Below are 20,516 nucleotides of genomic sequence, written 5' to 3'. Positions count from 1 at the left end.
GGGCGATGAGTGGCCACAATACGTGGCCACGCACACAGCTTATGCAAAAGTGCAGACGTCAGGCGGGGGCTAGTCGAGCAGCTTCGCCAGCGCGGAAGGCAGGCCGCTGTTCGGCTTGCGCGGCGGCCGCGCAAAGCTGCCCTCTCGCGCGGAACCCGGCTGCAGCGCGATCAGGGATTCGCAATGCCGGATTGCACTCGACACGCCATCGACCACGGGCACCGGGATCTTGCCTTTCAGCGACCGTGCCAGCCCGGCCAGCGGTGCGCCGGCCACGATGATCACGTCGGCGCCATCCTGCCGCACCGCCTCCAGCGCCATCTGCTCCAGCCGCGCCGAGTGATCCTCCTGCACGCTGCCGATGTCGCGCAGTGGCTCCTGCAGGCTGCGCACGCTGGCGAGCCGCGACGTCAGCCCATTGGCCGCCACACATTCGCGATACCACGCCTCGATGCGATGCGAGATCGCGATGATCGAAAAGCGCTGGCCCAGCAGGCAGGCGCTCGCCAGTGCGGCCTCCGTCATGCCGACGACCGGCACATCGAACAGCTCTTTCAAGCCGGCGAGCCCGGGGTCGCCAAATGCAGCGACCACCAGTCCGTCGAACTCGCCCGCGTGCTCGGCGGCGGCGCATGCCGTGGCGTAGCCGCCGGTCAACGCCTCGAAGCGGGTTTCGATATACGCCACGCCAAACGGCGCGGTGGCCATCGTCAGCGCGGTGCCGGGCGAGATCGAGCGGCGCGCCTCGGCCTCGATCAGGTCCGTGACGCTCTGCGAGATATTGGGATTGACTACGAGAATACGCATGACGTCCCTCCTCAAACCAGCGACGGCGCGACGGCCGGCAGGAAGCGCCCACGGCCCGGCGACGGCTCCATGTAGCGGCCATCCTCCACCAGCAGTTCGCCGCGCGACAGGCAGTGCACCGGCCAGCCGGTGACCTCGATGCCTTCATACGGCGTGTAGTCGACCGCGTGATGCAGCGCATCGTTGCGAATGCGCACGCGCCGCAACGGGTCCCACAGCACGATGTCCGCGTCGGCGCCCACCGCGATCGTGCCCTTGCGCGGATACAGGCCATACAGCCGTGCGGGGCGGTAGGACGTCAGCTCGACGAACTGATGCAGTGACAGCTTGCCGCGCATCACGCCATCGAACAGCAGCGGCATCCGTGTTTCGATGCCCGGCACGCCGTTGGGGATGTGGTCGAACGGCTGCGCCTGGCCGCCGAGCTTCTTGCCTTCGGGGTCGTCATAGTTGAACGGCGCATGATCGGACGAGAAGATGCTGAACACGCCATTGGTCAGCGCACGCCAGACCGCGGTCTGATTCTCGGGATCGCGCGGCGGCGGGCTGCAGACGCACTTGGCGCCCTCGTAGCCGTCATCGCCCGCAAGGCCCATGTCCTCGGCAGTCAGATACAGATACTGCGGGCAGGTCTCGGCGAGGATCTGCAAGCCACGGCCTTGCGCCCAGCGGATCTGCTCGATCGCTTCCTTGCCGGAGACGTGCACGATCAGGATGGGTACGTCGACCAGCTCCGCGAAGGTGATCGCGCGGTGCGTGGCCTCGCGCTCGACGGCCGCCGGCCGTGCGATGCCGTGGAAGCGCGGCGCGATGCGGCCTTCGCCGGTCAGTTTTTCCGTCAGCCACGAGATGCAGTCGGCGTTCTCGGCATGCACCATCACCAGCGCGTTGTTCTCTTTGGCGACCTCGAGCACGGAGAGCATCTCGCGGTCCGACAGCTTGAGATCGTCGTAGGTCATGTACACCTTGAACGAGGTGTAGCCCTCGCGGATCAGCGCGGGCAGTTCCTCGCGCAGCACCGTCGGCGTCGGGTCGGCCACGATCAGGTGAAAGCCGTAGTCGGCCACGGCGCGGCCCTCGGCGCGGCGATGGTAGTCGGCCACCGCCGCGCGCAGCGAGCCGCCTTTTTCCTGTGCGGCAAAGGGAATGACCGTGGTCGTGCCGCCGCAGACCGCCGCGCGCGTGCCGGTGAAGAAGTCATCGGCCATGCGCATGCCATCTGGCATCGGCTGGTCCAGGTGGCAATGGCCATCCACGCCGCCGGGCAGGGTGAGCAGGCCGGCGGCATCGATCTCGCGATCGCCACGCGCCAGGCCGTGGCCCAGCGTGGCGATGCGGCCATCGATGACGCCGATGTCGCACTGGAAGCGGTCCGACGCCGTGACGACGTCGGCGTTGCGGATGACCAGATCAAAGCGGTCCTGGGCGGGCATCGTCGTTACTCCACTTCCTGGAACAGGCGGCCCCAGCCGCGAATCTGCGTGGTGTCCACGCCAGCCAGGCGCAGAGACTTCCACACGACGGTCGAGATGGTGTCGTAGACCGGGATGCCGGTCTCGACCTCGAGTTCATCGACCAGATGCGCCGCACGCAGGTTGGTGCAGAACGTGGTGATGGCCTGGGGGCCGGTGGCGGCCAGCTCGCGCACCATGCGGCGGATGGTGTCTTCTTCCACCTCGGCGAAGCTGTAGTTCACATGCAGGTCCAGATGGCGCTCGGCCATGCATTCGAAGCCGCTGCGCGCATAGTTCTGCACGATGCGCTGCTGCACGTCGTCCAGGTAGGGCGTGGCCAGGCCAAAGCGGCGCTGCCCGGTCTTTTCCAGGATCTCGTTGAGCGCGAGCACGGAGGTGGTGGCGGGAATGCCGGTGGCCTCGGTGATCTGGCGGCACAGTGCCACGTCCTTGTCGAAGCCGAGCCAGCCGGAGGACGTGCCGTTCCAGGCGATGACGTCGACGCGCGCATCGGCCAGCAGGCGTGCGGCGGCAAGGATCTTCTCGAGATCGAACTGGCCCAGGGCCTGGTCGCGCAGCGAGATCTCCGTCACGGTGAAGCGCGAGAAATGCGCGCTGACGTTTGGCAAGCCGCTGACCATCGCGCTGGTGATCGGTTCGAGCGCGGTGTTGGAGGAGGGCGTCAGCATGCCCAGCAGGGTACGTTTGGTCATGAATGGGTTCTCGGGAGTGAGCGGGGCGCCCGGTACTTGCCGGGCGGCCTCAGGGGAATCTCGGGGACTACTTCTCGGGCTTGTCGTTGAACGCCAGCTGCGTGCCGGGCACGCCGTGGCTGCCGCGTGCGAGGTCAAGCTCCTTGCGCAGCGCGGCGGCGCGTTCGGCATCGGGCCTGACGGCCGTGCCCGCCTGCAGCGCGGGCAGCACGTACTGGTTCACCATCCGGCGGTACAGGTCCAGGTACTCGGCATCGCGCAGGCCGCCCTTCGTCGACATGATGCTGTTCATGACGACGACGGCGTTCTGCTTCGGCAGCACGGTGATGAACTGGCCCTTGTAGCCCATGGCGCTGAACTCGCGCTCGCTCTTCACGATGTTGTTGACCCAGCAGTAGTAGCCATAGTCGGGGGCGGGGCCCGATGGCGTGGTCATGCGCGCCACCCAGGAGGCCGGCACGATCTGCTGACCGTTCCAGCGGCCCTGGTTCAGCATCAGCAGCCCGAGCCGGGCCATGTCGACGGAGCGCAGCCGCAGGCCCCAGCCGCCTGACACGGCGCCCTTGCCGTCGGCGCCGTCCCAGCGGTAGTGCTGCATGCCCAGCGGGCGGAACAGGCGCGACTCGGCGTACTTGTCCTCGGGCTGGCCGGCGACCTGCGCGATCGTGGCACCCACCAGCACGGGGTTCACGTCGATATAGTCGAAGTCCTTGCCCGGCGCCACGCGCACACTCGCCGTGGCGGCCACGCGCAGCCGGTCGGGCACGCCGTAGTACAGCGTGTCCGTGCCTTCGACGAGCTTGTACGACAGCCCGCTCGACATCGACATGAGGTGGCGCAGGGCGATGCCCTGCTTGTCCGCCAGCGCGGGGGCGAGGTCCGGACGGGCCGATGCCAGCCGGGCCGCGGGCCGCTCATCGGCCGACAGCTTGCCATCGCCAACCAGCGTGCCCACCAGCAGCGCGCTGATGAACTTGGTGACGGAATACAGCTCGTGGTTGTAGTCGCGGGACAGGTCGTCGCCGTAGCGCTCGAAGACGATCTTGCCGTCCTTGATGACCAGCAGGCTCCGTACGTCGAGCTTGTCGCGGCGAATCCATTCGGACAGTTCGACCAGCTTGCGGGAATCCACACCCACGGTCTCGGGCTGGGCGGTCGGCAGTTCGTCGCTGGCGGGGGCCGGCGTGCGGGCCTGGGCGTGGCCCAGCACCAGGCACGCCGCCAGCGGGGCGAGGATGCGCGCGGCAGCCACGCCCTGGCGGGCAAAGCGATTCATGGTTGTCTCCTCTGTGCCGTCCGGGGTCAGACCGGCAGCTTCTTCTCGTAGTCGATCGCGGTGGAGGCCAGCAGCAGGCCCACGCCGGCGGCGGCGAAGAACATCAGCGCCAGGAAGTACGAGCCGGTGTACTGGACGATCATGCCGACGATGATCGGCACGCTGATGCCGCCGATATTGCCGCCGAGGTTCATCACGCCACCCAGGAAGCCCACCTTGTTGCGGGTGCCGAGGATCGACGGGATGCACCAGAACAGGCCGCACCAGCGCAGGAAGAACAGCGTGGAGGAGAGCAGCACCACCACCACGAGCGGGTCGCTGACGTAGGCCACCGAGAAGATCGACACGGTGGCGACCACGGCGGCGATGCCAAACAGCGTGCGCATCACGCGGTTGGGCGATCCGCCGGCAGCCTTCCACTTGTCGGCGATCCAGCCGCCGATGAGTTCGCCGATGAAGCCGCAGAAGAAGATCACGAAGCTGGCGCCGCCCATCTGCTTGATGTCGAAGCCGTGCACCTTGTTCAGGTAGTTGGGCATCCAGGTCAGCAGGCCGTAGAACACGGTGTTGAAGCACATCCAGCCGATGGCCATGCACCAGACCGAGCGGTACTTGAAGAAGTCCAGCGAACGGCCCGACAGGTTGGCCGGCTCGGCGCGGAATTCGGTCGCCTGGGCTTCCTCGATGTAACGCGCTTCCAGCTCGTTGACACCCTTGTGTTCGCGCGGCGAATTGCGCACATAGCGCCACGCCCACCAGCCGGCGATGACCGTACCCACGCCTGCGACCACGAAGGCCAGGCGCCACGAATTCAGCGCAGTGATCAGCCACGTGATGATGATGGCACCCAGCGCCGCACCCAGCGGGGCGCCGCCGTCAAGCAGCGTGGCACCGCGGCCGCGTTCGTTCTGGGTCATCCAGATGGCGTTGAGCTTGCCGCCGGCCGGGTAGATCGGCGCTTCCGCGGCGCCCAGGCCCAGCCGGGTCAGCAGCAGCGTAAAGGACGAGGTGCAGAGCGCCGCCATCGCCTGGAACACCCCCCAGAACACCGTGGCGCAGGCAATCACCACGCGTGGCTTGTACTTGTCGGCCAGCATGCCGCCCGGCACCTGCATCAGCGCATAGGTCCAGAAGAACGCGCTGAGGATCAGGCCCTGCATGGTCGGGGTGAGGTCGAACTCCTTCGCGATCAGCGGCATGGCGACCGAGAGCGATGCCCGGTCGATGTAGTTGATGGCGATGAGGAACAGCATCATCAGAAAAATCTTCCATCGCACGGTGGTCTTTCGCTCGGTGAGCGAGGCCGCGCGGGCGGTCGTCGTTGGCATGACGGTTGTCTCCTTTGGTCCTTTGGTGAGGCGGTTTCTATAAGGTGTCGCGCAACGGAACCGAGTATAGGATACGTAATCTGTAATTACAACTTCTGTAAGTTATTGATTTTCAAAGGTAGACGATGCACCATTTGGAGCTGTGTTAGCCTCTTCGCGGTGCATTGACCCAATTTGGTGACGTTTGTGACACAAGCTCTGCCCAAGACCCCCCGCCTCCGCACGCTCGGCATGTCCGCCGGGATCGCGGCCCGCCTGCGCACGATGATCGAGGAAGGCGAACTGCCGCCCGGCCAGCGCATCGACGAGCGCGCGTTCTGCGAATCGTTCGACGTTTCCAAGACCCCGCTGCGGGAGGCACTGAAGGTGCTGGTGGCGGAAGGCCTGGTCCTGCATCGACAGTACATCGGCTACCGCGTGGCACCGCTGGACCTGGAGGAGTTGCGGCAGACCTTCGAGACACTGCACGGACTGGAGGCCACCGCCGGCGAACTCGCCGCGCAGCGGCTCTCCGAAGTCACCATGGCGCGGCTGGAGCGCCGGCACCTGGCGATGATCGACGCCCATGCGACGGGCCGGCGCACCGAGTATTTCCGCATCAACCAGGAGATCCACCAGCTGATCATCGACGGCGCCGCCAACGCGGTGCTGGCCAACGTCTATGCCAGCCTGATGAGCAAGGTCCACCGTGCGCGTGGCGCCGCAAATGCGGATATGCTCCGCTGGCAGGAGTCCCATGAGGAACACGAGGCCATCATGGCGGCGCTGCGCGAACCGGGCCGTCCCCGGCTGGCGCAGGTGCTGCGATGGCACTCGGAAAATACCGCCAGGGAAGTCCTCGCCGTGGTCGCCCGCTCGCTGTCGGAGCCGGACGGCCGCCTCGCCCATCCAGCCAAGGGAAAACAATGAAACTAGTCCGTGTAGGAAAACCCGGCGCCGAGCGTCCGGGCCTGGTAGACCGTGACGGCCGCGTGCGCGACCTGTCCGGCGTGATTGGCAACATCGGCCCGCAGGAACTGGCGCCGGCGGCGCTGGCGAAGCTGGCCGCGATCGACCCGGCCACGCTGCCGGTGGTGGAGGGCGGTCGCCACGGCGTGCCCTGGACCGGCATCGGCAAGATCATCGCCATCGGCCTGAACTACGCCGACCACGCCGCGGAGGCGGGCATGCCGCTGCCGGCCGAGCCGATCGTCTTCCTGAAGGCCAACACTTCGCTGAACGGCCCGAACGACGCCGTCATGCTGCCGCTGGGATCGGAAAAGTCTGACTGGGAAGTGGAACTGGGCGTGGTGATCGGCACCACCGCGCGCAACGTGTCGAAGGAGCAGGCGCTCGGTCACGTGGCCGGGTACTGCGTGGTCAACGATGTGTCGGAACGCGAGTTCCAGCTCGAACGCGGCGGCACCTGGGACAAGGGCAAGGGCTGCGACACGTTCTGCCCGGTGGGTCCGTGGCTGGTGACGCGCGACGAAGTACCCGATCCGCAGAAACTGGGCATGTGGCTGGACGTCAATGGCCAGCGCATGCAGAAGGGCAGCACCGCGACGATGGTGTTCGACGTGGCCACCGTGGTCAGCTACGTGAGCCGCTTCATGACGCTGGAGCCCGGCGACCTGATCGCCACCGGTACGCCGCCCGGCGTCGGCATGGGCTTCAAGCCGCCGCGCTTCCTGCGCGCGGGGGACACCATGCGTCTGGGCATCGAGGGCCTGGGCGAACAGACGCAGTCGGTCTTGCCATACGGCGATCGCTGAGACGCGCGTCGGATCTTGTCCGACGACAGGGGCACGGTGGGGCATCCCGAGGGGTTCCCCACTGAAACGTCTTCATACAAAGCGTCGCGATTCCATACAAAGCGTCCCCTAAGGGCAACAGTTTTCCCCCTGTTTGGGGTGCATGCGCACGAAATCGGCATTCAGGGTTTTACCCATCGACCTCGCGTGAAATACTGTTCTTACATGTCTGCCAAAAAAGAGCAACGCCATGTCTGAACACGCCCCCGAAATCGAGTCGATATTGAAGTCGGTCTCGGTCACCCTCGCCAAGGATTCCCCCACGCGGTCCCGATCCTTCTGCACGCTGCACGACACGCTCGATTCGCACGACGAGCTGCAGGACATCCGCCGCAACATCCACCAGCATCCCGAACTCGCGTTCAACGAGGTTCGCACCGCCGAACTGGTCGCCAGCCGTCTTGAGGGCTGGGGCTTCCAGGTGACGCGCGGCGTCGGCGGGACGGGCCTGGTGGGCACGCTCCGCGCCGGCACCAGCCAGCGCAGCGTCGGCATTCGCGCCGACATGGATGCGCTGCCGATTCACGAACGCTCCGGCCTGCCCTACGCCAGCGTGCACGAAGGCAAGATGCACGCGTGCGGCCACGACGGCCACACCGCGATCCTGCTCGGCGCGGCGCGCCAGCTGGCTCGTACGAAGCACTTCGACGGCACCGTTCACCTGATCTTCCAGCCGGCCGAGGAAATCGGCGCGGGCGGCGGGGCCGAGCGGATGCTGGCCGATGGCCTGTTCGAGCGGTTTCCGTGCGACGCCATCTTCGGCCTGCACAATCACCCGGGTGTCGAAGCCGGTACCTTCATGTTCCGTTCGGGCCCGTTCATGGCCGCCTGCGATACCGTGGCGATCACGATTCGCGGCAAGGGCGGCCATGCCGCGCGGCCACACCAGTCGATCGACCCGATCCTGGTGGCCGGCAGCCTGGTGATGGCGCTGCAGTCGGTGGTGTCCCGCAACGTCGATCCGAACGAGACCGCCGTGGTGACCATCGGCACGCTGCACGCCGGCCACGCCCCGAACGTGATCCCGGACAGCGCGCGCATGGAGATCAGCGTGCGGTCGTTCAGCCCCGATGTGCGGGCCTCGATGGAGGCGCGGATCCGCCAGCTGGCGACATCCCACGCCGAAGGCTACGGCGCGACGGTCGATATCGACTACGTGCGCGGCTACCCGGTACTGGTCAACAGCGAGGCCGAGACCGAGTTCGCGCGCCAGGTGGCCGAGGAACTGGTCGGCCCGGACCGGGCGATCGGCAATTTCCACCGGATCGCCGGCAGCGAGGACTTTGCGTACTTCCTGCAAGAACGCCCCGGCTGCTTCGTGCGGATGGGCAACGGCGCCAACCAGCCGCTGCTGCACAACGCCGGCTACGACTTCAACGACAAGAACCTGACCGTCGGCGCGGCCTACTGGACGCGCTTGGTGGAGCGGTACCTGCCGGCTTAGAGGTCGCCTCGAAAGGATGGATGGCGCCGCGTGGCGCCGCTGTCCGCCCCTAGCGGAAGAACGCGCTGGGCGGCACGCCAAACTGCCGGCGGAACATCGTCGCAAAGGCGCTCGGGCTGCCATAGCCCATGTCGAGCGCCACATCCACCACCTTCGCCCCCGCCGCCAGCCGTTCCAGCGCGGCCAGCAGCCGTGCCTGCTGGCGCCATTGACCGAAGGTCATGCCCGTCTCCCGGGCGAACCGACGCTGGATCGTCTTGGGGTCCAGGTCGAGTTTGTCGCCCCAGTCCGCCAGCGTCAGGTCCGTGTCCGGACTGCCGATGATCGCGTCGCAGATCTGGCGCAGCCCGCCATCGGACGGTCGCGGCAGGTGCAGCGGCAGCGTCGGCACCAGCATCACCTCGTCGAGCAGCAGCCGCATCAGCCGGCCATCGCGCGAATCGGGCGCGTAGGGCTGCGGGATGTCGATGGCGGCCAGGATCAGTTCCCGCAGCAGCGGCGAGATGCCCAGCACAGTGCAGCGCGTGGGCAGGTCCGGCGCCGCGTCGGGGCGGATATAGGCGGTGCGCATCTGCACCCGGCCGACCATGCGGATCCAGTGCACCGTCCCGCCCGGCATCCACATGCCGCGCGTGGGCGGCACGATCCACTGGCCGTCCGCTGTGGACACGACCATCACGCCGTGCATTGCGTGGATCAGCTGGGCGTGGGGATGCTGGTGGTGCTTGGTGACGTGGCCCGGCCCGTAGTCGGCGGCCATCGCCGTGACCGGCATCGGGCTGCGGTCATAGGCCAGGTAGGCGGGCTGCTCCGCGTAGGTGTCGGCGCGGGCGTCGGCTTCGGGGTCGTGCGGCGCGTCGGCCGGCAGGCGTTTGCTGCCCGGTGTGCTGCGATCGATCCACGGCACGGGCGGCGTGCCCCGTTTCTGCGGGCGAGCGGCGGGTGGCATGTCCTTTTCTCCAAAGTTGCGGCCCCATTCTCGCAGGACAGGCGGGAATTTGCCATTTAGCATCGTTGCACTTTCCCGAGTTCCCGGTTTTTTTGGCATTCGGGCATTCCTATCCGAGATGACCCGGCCAATGCGCCCCCGCACCATGAGCACAACCGTCAATTCCGCCGCCGAGGCGGCTCACCGTGAGGAAGGCACACGCTTCCGCGTGCTGTACGCGATCAGCTTCGCGCACTTTCTCAACGACATGATCCAGTCGCTGATCCTGGCCATTTACCCGATGCTCAAGGGCGGCTTCAACCTGAGCTTCACGCAGATCGGCCTGCTGACGCTGACGTACCAGATCACCGCCTCGCTCCTGCAGCCGATTGTCGGCCTGTACACGGACAAACACCCGAAGCCGCATTCGCTGGCCATCGGCATGGGCTTCACGCTGGGCGGCTTGCTGCTGCTGTCGGTGGCGCCGACTTATGGCGTGCTGCTGGTGGCTGCCGCGCTGGTCGGCACGGGGTCGTCGATCTTCCACCCGGAATCGTCGCGCGTGGCGCGGCTGGCATCCGGCGGGCAGCACGGCCTGGCGCAGTCGATCTTCCAGGTGGGCGGCAACGGCGGCAGCGCCATGGGGCCGCTGCTGGCGGCGTGGATCGTCCACCAGCAAGGCAGCGTGGCGTGGTTCTCGCTGGCCGCATTGCTGGCCATCGCGGTGCTGTGGCAGATCGGCGGCTGGTACGGCCGGCACCTGGCCGAGCGCGCGGCCAGGAAGAAGGCCGCCGGCGCGCCGGTCAACCGGCTGCCGACGTCGACGGTGGTGCGCGCCATTGCGGTGCTGCTGCTGCTGATCTTCTCCAAGTACTTCTACATGGCCAGCCTGAACACGTACTACACGTTCTACCTGATGGAGAAGTTCGGCCTGACGCGCCAGAGCTCGCAGATCTACCTGTTCCTGTTCCTGTTCGCGGTGGCCGCGGGCACGATCCTGGGCGGTCCGATCGGTGACCGCATCGGGCGCAAGCGCGTGATCTGGGCGTCGATCCTGGGCGTGGCGCCGTTCACGCTGATGCTGCCCCACGCCAACCTGTTCTGGACGGGTGTGCTGTCGTTCATCATCGGCTTCATCCTGGCCTCGGCGTTCTCGGCGATCCTGGTGTTCGCGCAGGAACTGATCCCGGGCAAGGTGGGGATGGTGTCCGGCCTGTTTTTCGGGTTTGCGTTCGGGATGGGCGGTATCGGCGCGGCGGTGCTGGGCCGGCTGGCCGATACGCACGGCATCGAGTCCGTGTACCAGTTCTGCGCATTCCTGCCGCTGCTGGGGCTGCTGGCGGTGTTCCTGCCGGATCTGGGTGGACGGAAGAAGGTCGCGACGGCCTGAGCTGACGTCACGGCGGGCCTGCGCCAAGACGATAAAAAGGGGGAAAGGGCTTGGAGCCCTTTCCCCCTTTTTGCATCCGACCCGCGCGGGCGCCGGAATACGGCCTGGAAGTTGTTCCAGGATCTTCCTGAAGCGACCTCTCTTACTTGCCGGCCTTGTCCTGCGAGACATCCATGATCATCCGCGTCAGCAGGTACAGCCGCGGGGTCACGGAATTGAGGTCCACATACTCGGCATCGTTCGAGTGGGCGCCAAAGCCACGCAGGCCAAAGCGCTCGATCACCGGCGCCTTGGTGGCCGCTGCGGCAAAGGCTGCGTCGGTGCCGCCGCCTTCGGCGGTGTCATAGACGGCCAGCTTCTCGCCAATTTCCGCATAGATGCCTTGCGCGTGCGTTGCCAGCGCGCGGGCGGCCGGCGTGACCTCCAGCGGCGGGCGGCGTCGCTCGAATTTCACCGCCACCTTCGTGTCCGAAATCAGCTTCTTCTGCACGCGTTCCTGCAGCGTGCGCTCCAGGCCGTCGTAGTCGGCCGTGCGCAGCACGCGCACATCGGCCTGTGCCGTGGCAACGGCCGGGATCACGTTGCGGTTGGTGCCGGCATTGGAGAGCGTCCAGTTCACCTTCAGGCCGGTGTCCGGATTGGACAGGTCCCGCATCTGCAGCACCTGATGCGAGAGCTCATAGAGCGCGTTGCGGCCCAGTTCCGGCGAGCTGCCGGCGTGGGACGACTTGCCATCCACCTTCAGCGAGATCGCACCAATGCCGCTGGTCGCCAGCGACAGGCGGTCTCCGGTCACGCGCGTGGCCTCGCACGAGAACACCGCGTCCTGCTCCGCGCCGAGTCTGGTCAGCGTGGCGCGTGCGCCGGGCGAGCTGATCTCTTCGTCACCGTTGATCAGCACCGTCAGCGTGCCGTAGTCCTTGAACTTCATCTTCTGCAGGATGGCCACCGTGTGCAGGATCACCGCCACGCCATTCTTGTCGTCGGCGATGCCCAGGCCATAGGCACGGTCACCGTCCACGCGGAACGGCTGCTGCGCCAGCATGCCGCGCAGGTAGACCGTGTCCATGTGGGCGATCAGCATGATCTTGCGCTGGCCGGTGCCCTTGAACTGGGCCATCACCATCTTGCCGACCTTCTCGGGAGTGTCCTCCATGCGGTAGATCTCGGTCGGCTCGATGAGCTTCGCGTCTCCGCCCAGCGCGGCCAGGCGGTCGCGGATCAGGTTGGCGATGCGGTCCAGGCCTTCGATGTCCTTGCTGCCGGATTCGATGGACACCAGGTCCTTCAGCGTGGCGATCAGCGCCGGCTTCTCCTGCTGGGCCAACTGGTAGGCCGGCTCCACGGGCGCGGCCTGCGCGGGCAGGGCCCACACGGCACAGACAAGCGCCATGGCGGCGGGCAAAACAGCGGGCAGGGCGACCAGACGGGCGCGGACGGGGGCATGCATGGGGTGGACTCCTTCTTTCTTCTGCGTGGTAGTAAGACGAGAAGGGAAATCTTCACCGCGGGCACTTGTCGTCGTAAAGAGGATTCGTGCGGAATCGGCAGGATTGATGCGGAATTTCGTGCGAATGTCGCGTTGGCGCAGCAGACATGGCACGACCATTGCAGCGGTTTTGCGGCATCATTGCGGACATGAAGTCCGCCGTACCCCAGCCCTCCGGCTTTTCCACCATGCCCGCCCCTCACGCACAGGCGCCTGCCCGCCCCGCCTGCGCCCATTGCCTTGCCCTGGCCGACGACCCGCGCCGGCGCGAACCCCATGCCTGCCTGGCGTTGCGCAGTACGGCACCGCTGGTCAGCCAGAGCGCGGCCGGCGTGCCGTTCAGCATGCTGTCGTTTACCTGCCGCGAATGCGGCACCGCATGGCGCCTGTATGACCGCGCCAACGAACTGTTTGTCTCCTGGGTGCCGGAGCACCCGCTGGTGCGATAGCCCCGAAAGATGACCGGCCCCGACGCTCACTGTTTTTCCCGCCTTACCTCCCACCCACTGCCCAATATGGCTTCCTCCTTCCATCCGCCGCGCGCTGCGGCAATGTTCGCCGCGGTCTCCGCAGTCGTCGCCATGGCCACCGGCACCTTCGCCCTGTCCGCGCAGGCGGCCGATGCCTATCCCAATCGCCCCATCCGCGTCATCGTGGCGTACCCGACCGGGGGCATCAGCGATGCCGTGGCCCGCGCACTGGGCGAGAAGCTCTCCGTGCAGATGGGCACCTCGGTGGTGGTGGAGAACAAGGCCGGCGCTGGCGGCAGCATCGGCATCGACGCCGTGGCCAAGGCCGCACCGGATGGCTATACGCTGGGCTTTGCATCCACCAGCCCGCTGACGCTGAATCCGCATGTGGGACACGTCAACTACGACCCGCAGCAGGACGTCGCGCCCGTGATGAGCGTGATGTACTCGCCGGTGCTGGTGGTTGCCACGCCGAGCTTTGCGGGCAAGAGCTTCCAGGATCTGATTGCCCAGGCAAAGGCCAAGCCGGGTTCCGTCCGCTGGGCTACCTCCGGACTGGGCACGGTGGGTCACGTGATGCTGGAGCAGGTCAAGGCCAAATCGAAGGCCGAGGTGACACTGATCCCGTACAAGGGTGCCGGGCAGCAGATGAATGACGCGCTGGGCGGCCAGTTCGAAGTCATGAGCACCAATGCCAGCCCGATGCTGACGCAACACATGCAGGCCGGCCGGCTGCGGGCGATTGCCGTGGGCGCGCCCAAGCGCATCGAGAGCCTGGGCAATGTGCCGACGTTTGCCGAGCTGGGCTTCCCGAAGGCCAACCTGACTTCCACATTTGGCATCTTCGCACCCGGCAAGACGCCGGCCGCGATCATCAACCGCCTGAATGCCGAGCTCAACAAGGCGCTGGCCGAACCGGACGTGCGCGAGCGCCTGCTCAAGGGCGGCGAAGTGCCGACCGGCGGCACCGCGGCACAGTTCGCCACCGCCATTCGCGCCGAGTACGAGGACAACGCCCGTATCGTCAAGGAAGCCGGCATCAAGGCCGACTGATCCAGCGACGCCGGCCTGGGCCACCAGGTCCATCGAGGCCATCGGGGTCGCGCGGCGCCTACACGGCACCCACATGGCGGCAACAAGGCCACAGCGAGGCGCCAGCTGGCCGCCATGTGACGGCGTTGTGCGCGACAGGCGGGCGCTGCATGGGCGATCGTCATATCGTGTCCAGTCGGCTGCCCAGCCGGTAGACCGCCCGCAACATGACGCCGTTGTGTGGCCACAGCGCCAGCTTGGTGCGCACGCGCGACAGATGGCTGTCCACGGTCCTGGCGTTCTCGGCCATGTTGGCGCACGGCCAGACGTGTTCGATCATGGCCCGGCGCATCACCAGCGCCCCGAGGTTGCGGAACAGCAGCAGGGCCAGCGCGAACTCCTTGGGTGCCAGCGCCACGGGCACGCCCTTGACCCACACCCGCCGCTCGGTCGCCGAAAAGCGAAAGACTCCGCATACCAGTTGCGCGGGTGCGTCGCCAAACGCAGCCGGCACCACCGTGCCGCGCTGCATGCCGGGCACTGCGGCGCGCCGCGCCAGCGCCTCCATGCGGGCCAGCAACTCCGCGCATCGTGCCGACGCGGGCACATAGGCATCGGCGCCCGCCGCCAGGCAGGCAGCCACCCGGGCCGCCGTGTCCTCCTGGCCGGTCATCATCACCGGCACGCCGTGGCCCAGCGTGCGGCGTACCCATTCCAGCACCTCGCGGGCACTCGTCCCGCCCGTATCGCAGTCCAGCAGCAGGAAATCGCAGGGCCTCCGATGGAGGGCGGCAATCATGGCCTTGCCGCAGCGGAACCGCTCCAGCGTGTGGTGCCCCGGCTGCATGGCACGCTCCAGCATCATGACGCGGGCCGGGTTGTCTTCCAGCGCGGCGATCTTCACGATGGTCATCCTTACAAGTCGATCGGTGGCGGCCATGGTAGGGCGGGAGCCCTTGCGGGGCGAAGTAAACATTTGTGGCCGCGCAAAATGAGCATCGTCCTATAGGTTCGCGTCGCGCATCGGCATCTAATGGGCTCATGGAACACGCAGGCCGTCCCCGGGGCGGAGATGACGATGGGACTGAGGATTGCTTCGCTGGAGGACGACATCGCGCAGGCCGCGCTGGTGCGAGAGATCGTGACGGCCGCCGGGCACGAGTGCGTGACGTTCTCGGACGGCCGGCGCATGCTGCTGACGCTGCGCAAGGTGACGTTCGACCTGCTGCTGCTGGACTGGCATGTGCCGCTGGTGTCGGGCAAGGAGGTGCTGGCCTGGGTGCGCACGCACCTGGATCCCCGCGTGCCGGTCATGTTCCTCACGTGCCGTGACAGCGAGGAAGACGTCGTTGCCGGCCTGGCGGCGGGCGCGGACGACTACGTGGTCAAGCCGATCCGGCCGCAGGAGCTGGCCGCGCGTATTGCCGCGCTGGCGCGGCGGGCGTACCCCGATGCACGGGAGCCGGGCAGCAGCTGTCTGTCGTGGGGATGCTTCACGTTCGATATCGCCGCGCGCGCTGCCACCCGCCACGGCCAGCCGGTGGGGCTGACCCCGAAGGAGTTCGACCTGGCGCTGCTGCTGTTTCGCAACGAGGGCCGGGTGGTGCCGCGCGAGCACATGGTGGCAGCGGTCTGGGGACGCGAGATTCCGCCGATGTCGCGCACCATCGACACGCACATTTCGCGCGTGCGCAACAAACTCGGCCTGTGCTGCGATAACGGCGTGCGCCTGGCGCCGGTCTATACCCACGGTTACCGGCTCGAACTTGTCGACGCCGGCACGCAGCCGCAATGGGTGGCATCGCCGGCCGAGCCAGTGCCCGGCGGCATCCCGAGTCCGCGAGGCGGGTGGCCGTCCTCACTGCCTCCATCACCTCCACCGCTGGCGGATGCGCGTCAGGGGTGCCCATGAACCCGCCGGCAATGCGACGCGATGGTTTTGCGCAGGATGCGGGCGAGGCATGGCAACTGGCGCTCGAGGTGCTGTCGCACGACCTGCGCGCACCGCTGGCGTCGTGGCTGGCGCTGCTGGCTTTGCGCAAGGCGCGTGGCGTGCCCGTGGACGTCGATTTCATCGCGCATGCGGAACGGAGTGCCGCCGACGCCCTTGCGCACGCGGACAGCATCGTGCGGTTGCTTCGCGAGACGCGGCACGACTATCGCTTCGAGCGCATCGCGCTGGCCGCGCTGATGGCCGACTGCGCGGATAGCCTCCCCGACGACGGCATGCATGACGGAGGGCGGATTGACCAGCGACTGCCGCCGGCCGGCACGCGCATATGGGGAGATCGCGCGCGGCTGTCGGAAGTCCTGCGGTTGTTGCTGTGCATTGCGCGACGCAACGGCCACGCCGCACATGGCGTGGTCATGCATTGGGGGCCTGATGCGGACGGGCATGCGGTGCGCCTCGATTTTGTGCCTGAGCCAGACAAGGGCGCGAGGATCATGCAGGACAACGTGGCCGCGGTCATGCTCGCTCGCCGCGTGATGGACCGGCACGCCGGCTCGCTGTCGCTGCTGTCCCACCTGGATGAACCGGGAGATGGACCGGGAGATGAACCGGGAGATGAACCGGGAGATGAACCGGGAGATGAACCGGGGGATGAGTCAGAGGATGGGCCGGAGGATGGGCCGCCGCACCGGATGGGATGGCGGATCTGGCTGCCAGGGTTGCCAAGGCTGTCGGGGTAGCGAAGAGGGGCCGGCATGCGCCGATGACGCGTCGCCACGCCGCGCGGCGCGCCCCAAAGCAAAAAGGCACCCGAAGGTGCCTTTCTGCCAAACGATCAAACCAACAATCAGAAGATGTGGCGGATACCTGCGCCAACGCCCGTCTGGTTGTTCTTGCCCGGGAACTCAGTCTTGGCGCCGCCGGTGACCTTGTTGTAGTCAACCGTGCCATAGACCTGGGTGCGCTTGGACAGCGAGTACTCGGCCAGCAGAACGCCCGTGTAACGGTTGCCGCTGTTGTCGGCGACGCTGTTCACGTTCTTGATGTGATCGCCGTAGAACACGCCGGTCAGGGCCAGGGCCGGGGTCACCTGATAGGTGGCGCCGATGTAGCCGATGGCGTCCTTGCGCGGGTTGGCTTGTGCGTTGCCGCCAGCCGGAATCGGGTTGGCCGAGTTGGCCGGCGTGAAGAAGTTCGCGTCGATCAGGCCAGTCTTGTCCTTGCCGCCGATGTAACCAGCGAAGACCTTGGCTGCGCCGAAGCCAACCTTACCAGCAGCGCCCCACATTTGCTGCTTGTTGCCGAATTGGTCACGCACTTCCTGGTACACGCCGCCGAAGCCGAAACGGCCCACGTCGTAGGAAGCACGGGTGCCCCAGTACGAGTTGGTCGTGGCGGTACCCTTGGTGAAGCTGCCCGGAGCCTCGCCGAAGCCGTAGCTGGCGCCAACGCTCAGGCCGCTGAACGAGCCAGCGTAGCTGATGACGTTGTCGTTACGGAACTGGGTCAGGAAGAACGGCCAGGCGTTGTTGTCGTAGTTGCCGATGGTCAGCGGATCGTAGTCGCCGAAGAAGTTAAACCCTTCGGTGTACTGACGGCCCAGCTTGATGGCGCCGAAGTCACCCGACAGACCGACGTATGCCTGACGACCGAACAGACGGCCGCCCTGGTTGGCCTTGCCGGTGTCCGGATCAAAGCCGTTTTCCAGCTGGAAGATGGCCTTCAGGTTGTTGCCGAGGGCTTCGCTGCCCTTCAGGCCCCAACGGCTGTTAGTGATCGCGCCGTTCGTCAGTTGGGTCTGGCTGTGGTTGCCACGGTCGGCGTTGGTTTGGAAGCGAATGCTTTGGTCAACGATACCGTAGAGGGTCACCGAGCTTTGCGCGTAGGCGCTGCCGGCGAGCAGTGTGCCGATTGCGAGGGTGAGTAGCGATTTCTTCATGGTGCTCCTTTTCTGTCTTGTGGTTGTCCGCAGCCGGATCGCGGTGCGTCCAAAGGTCTACGTTTGCTGTAAACGCCGCGAAAATTTAACAAAACGCGGGACATTCGGACATAAAACCGGCGCGCTGGTGCCACTTGAGGAGACATTTGGTGCAAATCCGTTGGTTTGTCGCTACACAATGCCTCGACACCATGTAAATGGTGCAAAGCAGCACGCGCCACGGCGGTGCATGGCAGGCAGCAGGCAAACAGGGGCGGGGATGTGCAGTCGGGACCGCAGCATCCGGGAGTGCCGGATGTTGCGGTGCAATAACCCCTCCAAGGTTGGGAGGGTTATCCCGTAGACAGGCGCGATGCGCCCGGGTGATCAGCCTTGGGGAATCTCGATCTTGACTTCGAGGACCTCAAGGTTGTCCTGGCGCTCCAGGCTGACGCGCAGGTCCTGGTCGCTGATCTTGACGTACTTCGAGATGACGGCCACCAGCTCGCGCTGCAGGGCCGGCAGGTAGTCGGCCGGCGCCGAATGGCCGGTGCGTTCGTGGGCGAGAATGATCTGCAGCCGCTCCTTGGCGACCGACGCTGACTTCTTTTTCTCCCCCAGCAGGAAGGACAGGATCGACATAGGGATGAGTCCTCCTTACTTGTTGCCGAAGATGCGGGAGAGCAGGCCCGGCTTCTGATAGTCGGTGAAACGCATCGGCTTGTCCTTGCCCAGGAAGCGGTCCACCACGTCGCCGTAGGCGTCCGCCACGTCGGAGCCTTCCAGATGGATGGCCGGCGTACCCTGGTTGGACGCATGCAGCACGGCTTCCGATTCCGGGACCACGCCGATCAGCTTGATGCGCAGGATTTCCTGGATGTCCGTCAGCGACAGCATTTCACCGCCATGCACGCGCTTGGGGTTGTAGCGCGTAATCAGCAGGTGTTCCTTGATCGGCTCGCCGCCCTCGCTGGCACGCTTGGTCTTGGAGGCCAGGATGCCCAGGATGCGGTCGGAGTCGCGCACCGACGAGACTTCCGGATTGGTCACGACCAGCGCCTCGTCGGCAAAGTACATGGCCATCAGCGCGCCCGACTCGATGCCGGCGGGCGAATCGCAGACGATGAACTCGAAGTTCATGTCGATCAGGCCGTTGATGACTTTCTCGACGCCGTCGCGCGTCAGGGCGTCCTTGTCACGCGTTTGCGAGGCCGGCAGGATGAACAGGTTCTCGCACTTCTTGTCCTTGATCAGCGCCTGGTTCAGGTTGGCTTCGCCCTGGACGACGTTGATCAGGTCATACACCACGCGGCGTTCGCACCCCATGATCAGGTCGAGGTTGCGCAGGCCGACGTCGAAATCGATCACGGCAGTCTTGTGGCCACGCAGGGCCAGGCCGGCGGCGAAGCTCGCGCTGGTGGTGGTCTTGCCAACGCCTCCCTTGCCGGAGGTCACAACGATGATTTTTGCCATGGCTCTATGGTCCAGTATGGGTGGAATTCGTCCCGATGGCCGGCGCGGTCACTTCATCCGCAGCGGTTCGAGAATCAGCTTTTCTTCGGCCAGGCGGACCTGTGCCGATTTGCCGAGCACGTCGGCCGGAAGCGTCTGCTCCGCGGTCCGGTAGATGCCGGCGATGGAAATCAGTTCCGGCTCCAGGCACGTGCAAAAGATGCGCGCGTCCGGGTTGCCCTTGACGCCCGCCAGCGCGCGGCCGCGCAACGGGGCATAGATATGGATATTGCCTTCGGCGATCACCTCGGCCCCGTAGCTCACCAGGTCCAGGATCACCACGTCGCCCTGTGCATAGACCTGCTGGCCGGAGCGCAGCGGCTTGTCGATCAGCATGGTGGGGATGGCGCGCGCGGCGGAGGCGGCGGCCATGATGTCCGCGATGTCGGCGGTGGTTGCCTTGGCGGGGCTCCGGGCGCTCTGGTTACTCTGGTCGCTCCCGTCAGTCTCGTCGGCGTCATTGGCTGCCGGCGCGGTGTCCGAGGCTGGCGTACCTGAATCGGCGGTTGGGCCTTTGCCGACGCTGGCCGCCTCGTCGCGGCCGCCACGGCGGCTCTGGCTGTCCAGCAGCGGCAGGCCGAAGCTCTCTGCCCACGCCCGCTGCCCCGGGCGGGCCACCACGCCGATGGCGCGGGCCCGCAGCGTGGCCAGGGTGTCGATTACACGGTCCAGCGCCACCCGGTCGTCGCCTTCCAGGCGGCGCAGGTCCAGCGCGACGACGTCATTGGAGAAGAAATCAGGGGTGGATTCGAAACGGGAGAGGAGGTCATCCCGCAGCGCGTCCAGGTCGGCGGTCTTGAGGGCGAGAAGGAGGGCGTCGACATTGCCACTGCGCAGCTCGAAGCGTGGCGATTTCTTCTGGGACATAGGCAGCGACCGTGGAAATGCCACATTCTAACGTCGGTTTTCCGACGAACTGTAAGAAATATCGGACCTGCCACCCGAGGTGGCCGATGCGGACCATATCAGGGGTGGCCCGGTGATGCATGTGGCGGGCGGGCCAGTCCCCGG

The 20,516-nt window shown here is 66.4% G+C and carries 20 protein-coding genes; 8 read left to right on the top strand and 12 right to left on the bottom strand.

Features of this window, described 5'->3' with window-relative positions:
* Positions 1 to 69 precede the first annotated feature (69 nt).
* The 5 genes from BLR29_RS17720 to BLR29_RS17700 form a co-directional block, all read right to left on the bottom strand.
* Entirely contained in the window at positions 70 to 807 is a 738-nt protein-coding gene (locus BLR29_RS17720; protein WP_092138344.1) for an aspartate/glutamate racemase family protein, read from the bottom strand.
* Between the two features lie 11 nt (positions 808 to 818).
* Positions 819 to 2,240 (bottom strand): dihydropyrimidinase, encoded by a 1,422-nt coding sequence (gene hydA, locus BLR29_RS17715; protein ID WP_092138343.1) that lies wholly within the window; start codon positions 2,238 to 2,240, stop codon positions 819 to 821.
* Positions 2,241 to 2,245: 5 nt separating this feature from the next.
* On the bottom strand, positions 2,246 to 2,974 hold the full coding sequence (locus BLR29_RS17710; RefSeq protein ID WP_092138342.1) for a maleate cis-trans isomerase family protein: 729 nt from the start codon (positions 2,972 to 2,974) through the stop codon (positions 2,246 to 2,248).
* 67 nt (positions 2,975 to 3,041) lie between these two features.
* Positions 3,042 to 4,250 carry a serine hydrolase domain-containing protein gene (locus tag BLR29_RS17705; protein WP_092138341.1) on the bottom strand — a complete coding sequence of 403 codons (1,209 nt, stop codon included), beginning with the start codon at positions 4,248 to 4,250 and terminating at the stop codon, positions 3,042 to 3,044.
* Positions 4,251 to 4,276: 26 nt separating this feature from the next.
* Positions 4,277 to 5,578: an MFS transporter gene (locus BLR29_RS17700; protein ID WP_092138340.1), complete on the bottom strand. Its 1,302-nt coding sequence runs from the start codon at positions 5,576 to 5,578 to the stop codon at positions 4,277 to 4,279.
* Positions 5,579 to 5,809: 231 nt separating this feature from the next.
* Here BLR29_RS17700 and BLR29_RS17695 point away from each other — a divergent pair, with 231 nt between their 5' ends.
* The 3 genes from BLR29_RS17695 (at position 5,810) to BLR29_RS17685 (ending at position 8,815) form a co-directional block, all read left to right on the top strand.
* A complete protein-coding gene (locus BLR29_RS17695; RefSeq protein ID WP_092138616.1) occupies positions 5,810 to 6,487 on the top strand; it encodes a GntR family transcriptional regulator in 678 nt (225 codons plus the stop codon).
* Positions 6,484 to 7,332, top strand: a complete 849-nt coding sequence (locus BLR29_RS17690) for a fumarylacetoacetate hydrolase family protein (RefSeq protein ID WP_092138339.1) — start codon at positions 6,484 to 6,486, stop codon at positions 7,330 to 7,332. Before BLR29_RS17695 ends, BLR29_RS17690 begins: the two co-directional genes overlap by 4 nt.
* 229 nt (positions 7,333 to 7,561) lie before the next feature.
* Positions 7,562 to 8,815: a M20 aminoacylase family protein gene (locus tag BLR29_RS17685; protein WP_092138338.1), complete on the top strand. Its 1,254-nt coding sequence runs from the start codon at positions 7,562 to 7,564 to the stop codon at positions 8,813 to 8,815.
* A 49-nt stretch (positions 8,816 to 8,864) separates the two neighbouring features.
* On the opposite strand, the gene BLR29_RS17680 is transcribed toward BLR29_RS17685, so the two are convergent.
* Positions 8,865 to 9,683 carry an AraC family transcriptional regulator gene (locus BLR29_RS17680; protein WP_092138615.1) on the bottom strand — a complete coding sequence of 273 codons (819 nt, stop codon included), beginning with the start codon at positions 9,681 to 9,683 and terminating at the stop codon, positions 8,865 to 8,867.
* Between the two features lie 226 nt (positions 9,684 to 9,909).
* On the opposite strand from BLR29_RS17680, the gene BLR29_RS17675 reads away from it, so the two are divergent.
* Positions 9,910 to 11,133 (top strand): MFS transporter, encoded by a 1,224-nt coding sequence (locus BLR29_RS17675; protein WP_092138337.1) that lies wholly within the window; start codon positions 9,910 to 9,912, stop codon positions 11,131 to 11,133.
* 142 nt (positions 11,134 to 11,275) lie between these two features.
* Here BLR29_RS17675 and BLR29_RS17670 read toward each other — a convergent pair whose 3' ends face one another.
* Positions 11,276 to 12,583 carry a M20/M25/M40 family metallo-hydrolase gene (locus tag BLR29_RS17670; protein ID WP_092138336.1) on the bottom strand — a complete coding sequence of 436 codons (1,308 nt, stop codon included), beginning with the start codon at positions 12,581 to 12,583 and terminating at the stop codon, positions 11,276 to 11,278.
* A 188-nt stretch (positions 12,584 to 12,771) separates the two neighbouring features.
* On the opposite strand from BLR29_RS17670, the gene BLR29_RS17665 reads away from it, so the two are divergent.
* Together BLR29_RS17665 and BLR29_RS17660 are read left to right on the top strand one after the other, a co-directional pair.
* The gene (locus BLR29_RS17665; protein WP_369804647.1) at positions 12,772 to 13,071 is read left to right on the top strand and encodes a hypothetical protein; all 300 of its coding nucleotides are present in this window, start codon (positions 12,772 to 12,774) and stop codon (positions 13,069 to 13,071) included.
* A gap of 132 nt (positions 13,072 to 13,203) precedes the next feature.
* Positions 13,204 to 14,145, top strand: a complete 942-nt coding sequence (locus BLR29_RS17660) for a Bug family tripartite tricarboxylate transporter substrate binding protein (protein WP_255371320.1) — start codon at positions 13,204 to 13,206, stop codon at positions 14,143 to 14,145.
* Positions 14,146 to 14,305: 160 nt separating this feature from the next.
* Here the strand turns inward: BLR29_RS17660 and BLR29_RS17655 are convergent, their stop codons facing one another.
* On the bottom strand, positions 14,306 to 15,037 hold the full coding sequence (locus BLR29_RS17655) for a response regulator transcription factor (protein WP_369804636.1): 732 nt from the start codon (positions 15,035 to 15,037) through the stop codon (positions 14,306 to 14,308).
* 165 nt (positions 15,038 to 15,202) lie between these two features.
* On the opposite strand from BLR29_RS17655, the gene BLR29_RS17650 reads away from it, so the two are divergent.
* A complete protein-coding gene (locus tag BLR29_RS17650) occupies positions 15,203 to 16,036 on the top strand; it encodes a response regulator transcription factor (RefSeq protein WP_369804635.1) in 834 nt (277 codons plus the stop codon).
* Positions 16,033 to 16,815 carry an ATP-binding protein gene (locus BLR29_RS17645; RefSeq protein ID WP_143018474.1) on the top strand — a complete coding sequence of 261 codons (783 nt, stop codon included), beginning with the start codon at positions 16,033 to 16,035 and terminating at the stop codon, positions 16,813 to 16,815. Before BLR29_RS17650 ends, BLR29_RS17645 begins: the two co-directional genes overlap by 4 nt.
* Positions 16,816 to 16,922: 107 nt before the next feature.
* On the opposite strand, the gene BLR29_RS17640 is transcribed toward BLR29_RS17645, so the two are convergent.
* The 4 genes from BLR29_RS17640 to minC form a co-directional block, all read right to left on the bottom strand.
* On the bottom strand, positions 16,923 to 18,014 hold the full coding sequence (locus tag BLR29_RS17640; protein ID WP_092138332.1) for a porin: 1,092 nt from the start codon (positions 18,012 to 18,014) through the stop codon (positions 16,923 to 16,925).
* A 366-nt stretch (positions 18,015 to 18,380) separates the two neighbouring features.
* Complete coding sequence (gene minE / locus BLR29_RS17635) at positions 18,381 to 18,635, bottom strand: cell division topological specificity factor MinE (protein WP_006164360.1); 255 nt, start codon at positions 18,633 to 18,635, stop codon at positions 18,381 to 18,383.
* A 15-nt stretch (positions 18,636 to 18,650) separates the two neighbouring features.
* Entirely contained in the window at positions 18,651 to 19,466 is an 816-nt protein-coding gene (gene minD / locus BLR29_RS17630; protein ID WP_092138331.1) for a septum site-determining protein MinD, read from the bottom strand.
* A 48-nt stretch (positions 19,467 to 19,514) separates the two neighbouring features.
* Positions 19,515 to 20,372 (bottom strand): septum site-determining protein MinC, encoded by an 858-nt coding sequence (gene minC / locus BLR29_RS17625; protein WP_092138330.1) that lies wholly within the window; start codon positions 20,370 to 20,372, stop codon positions 19,515 to 19,517.
* Positions 20,373 to 20,516 lie beyond the last annotated feature (144 nt).

It is taken from the genome of Cupriavidus sp. YR651 (assembly GCF_900101625.1).
In the GTDB taxonomy this organism is placed as follows: domain Bacteria; phylum Pseudomonadota; class Gammaproteobacteria; order Burkholderiales; family Burkholderiaceae; genus Cupriavidus.
This window is presented reverse-complemented; position numbering and strand designations above follow the sequence as displayed.

Excerpts from the sequence above, each read along its gene's own strand:
- BLR29_RS17720 (WP_092138344.1), bottom strand. The coding sequence starts at position 807 with ATGCGTATTCTCGTAGTCAATCCCAATATCTCGCAGAGCGTCACGGAC.
- hydA (WP_092138343.1), bottom strand. The coding sequence starts at position 2,240 with ATGCCCGCCCAGGACCGCTTTGATCTGGTCATCCGCAACGCCGACGTC.
- BLR29_RS17710 (WP_092138342.1), bottom strand. The coding sequence starts at position 2,974 with ATGACCAAACGTACCCTGCTGGGCATGCTGACGCCCTCCTCCAACACC.
- BLR29_RS17705 (WP_092138341.1), bottom strand. The coding sequence starts at position 4,250 with ATGAATCGCTTTGCCCGCCAGGGCGTGGCTGCCGCGCGCATCCTCGCC.
- BLR29_RS17700 (WP_092138340.1), bottom strand. The coding sequence starts at position 5,578 with ATGCCAACGACGACCGCCCGCGCGGCCTCGCTCACCGAGCGAAAGACC.
- BLR29_RS17695 (WP_092138616.1), top strand. The coding sequence starts at position 5,810 with ATGTCCGCCGGGATCGCGGCCCGCCTGCGCACGATGATCGAGGAAGGC.
- BLR29_RS17690 (WP_092138339.1), top strand. The coding sequence starts at position 6,484 with ATGAAACTAGTCCGTGTAGGAAAACCCGGCGCCGAGCGTCCGGGCCTG.
- BLR29_RS17685 (WP_092138338.1), top strand. The coding sequence starts at position 7,562 with ATGTCTGAACACGCCCCCGAAATCGAGTCGATATTGAAGTCGGTCTCG.
- BLR29_RS17675 (WP_092138337.1), top strand. The coding sequence starts at position 9,910 with ATGAGCACAACCGTCAATTCCGCCGCCGAGGCGGCTCACCGTGAGGAA.
- BLR29_RS17670 (WP_092138336.1), bottom strand. The coding sequence starts at position 12,583 with ATGCATGCCCCCGTCCGCGCCCGTCTGGTCGCCCTGCCCGCTGTTTTG.
- BLR29_RS17665 (WP_369804647.1), top strand. The coding sequence starts at position 12,772 with ATGAAGTCCGCCGTACCCCAGCCCTCCGGCTTTTCCACCATGCCCGCC.
- BLR29_RS17660 (WP_255371320.1), top strand. The coding sequence starts at position 13,204 with ATGGCCACCGGCACCTTCGCCCTGTCCGCGCAGGCGGCCGATGCCTAT.
- BLR29_RS17655 (WP_369804636.1), bottom strand. The coding sequence starts at position 15,037 with ATGACCATCGTGAAGATCGCCGCGCTGGAAGACAACCCGGCCCGCGTC.
- BLR29_RS17650 (WP_369804635.1), top strand. The coding sequence starts at position 15,203 with ATGGGACTGAGGATTGCTTCGCTGGAGGACGACATCGCGCAGGCCGCG.
- BLR29_RS17645 (WP_143018474.1), top strand. The coding sequence starts at position 16,033 with ATGAACCCGCCGGCAATGCGACGCGATGGTTTTGCGCAGGATGCGGGC.
- BLR29_RS17640 (WP_092138332.1), bottom strand. The coding sequence starts at position 18,014 with ATGAAGAAATCGCTACTCACCCTCGCAATCGGCACACTGCTCGCCGGC.
- minE (WP_006164360.1), bottom strand. The coding sequence starts at position 18,635 with ATGTCGATCCTGTCCTTCCTGCTGGGGGAGAAAAAGAAGTCAGCGTCG.
- minD (WP_092138331.1), bottom strand. The coding sequence starts at position 19,466 with ATGGCAAAAATCATCGTTGTGACCTCCGGCAAGGGAGGCGTTGGCAAG.
- minC (WP_092138330.1), bottom strand. The coding sequence starts at position 20,372 with ATGTCCCAGAAGAAATCGCCACGCTTCGAGCTGCGCAGTGGCAATGTC.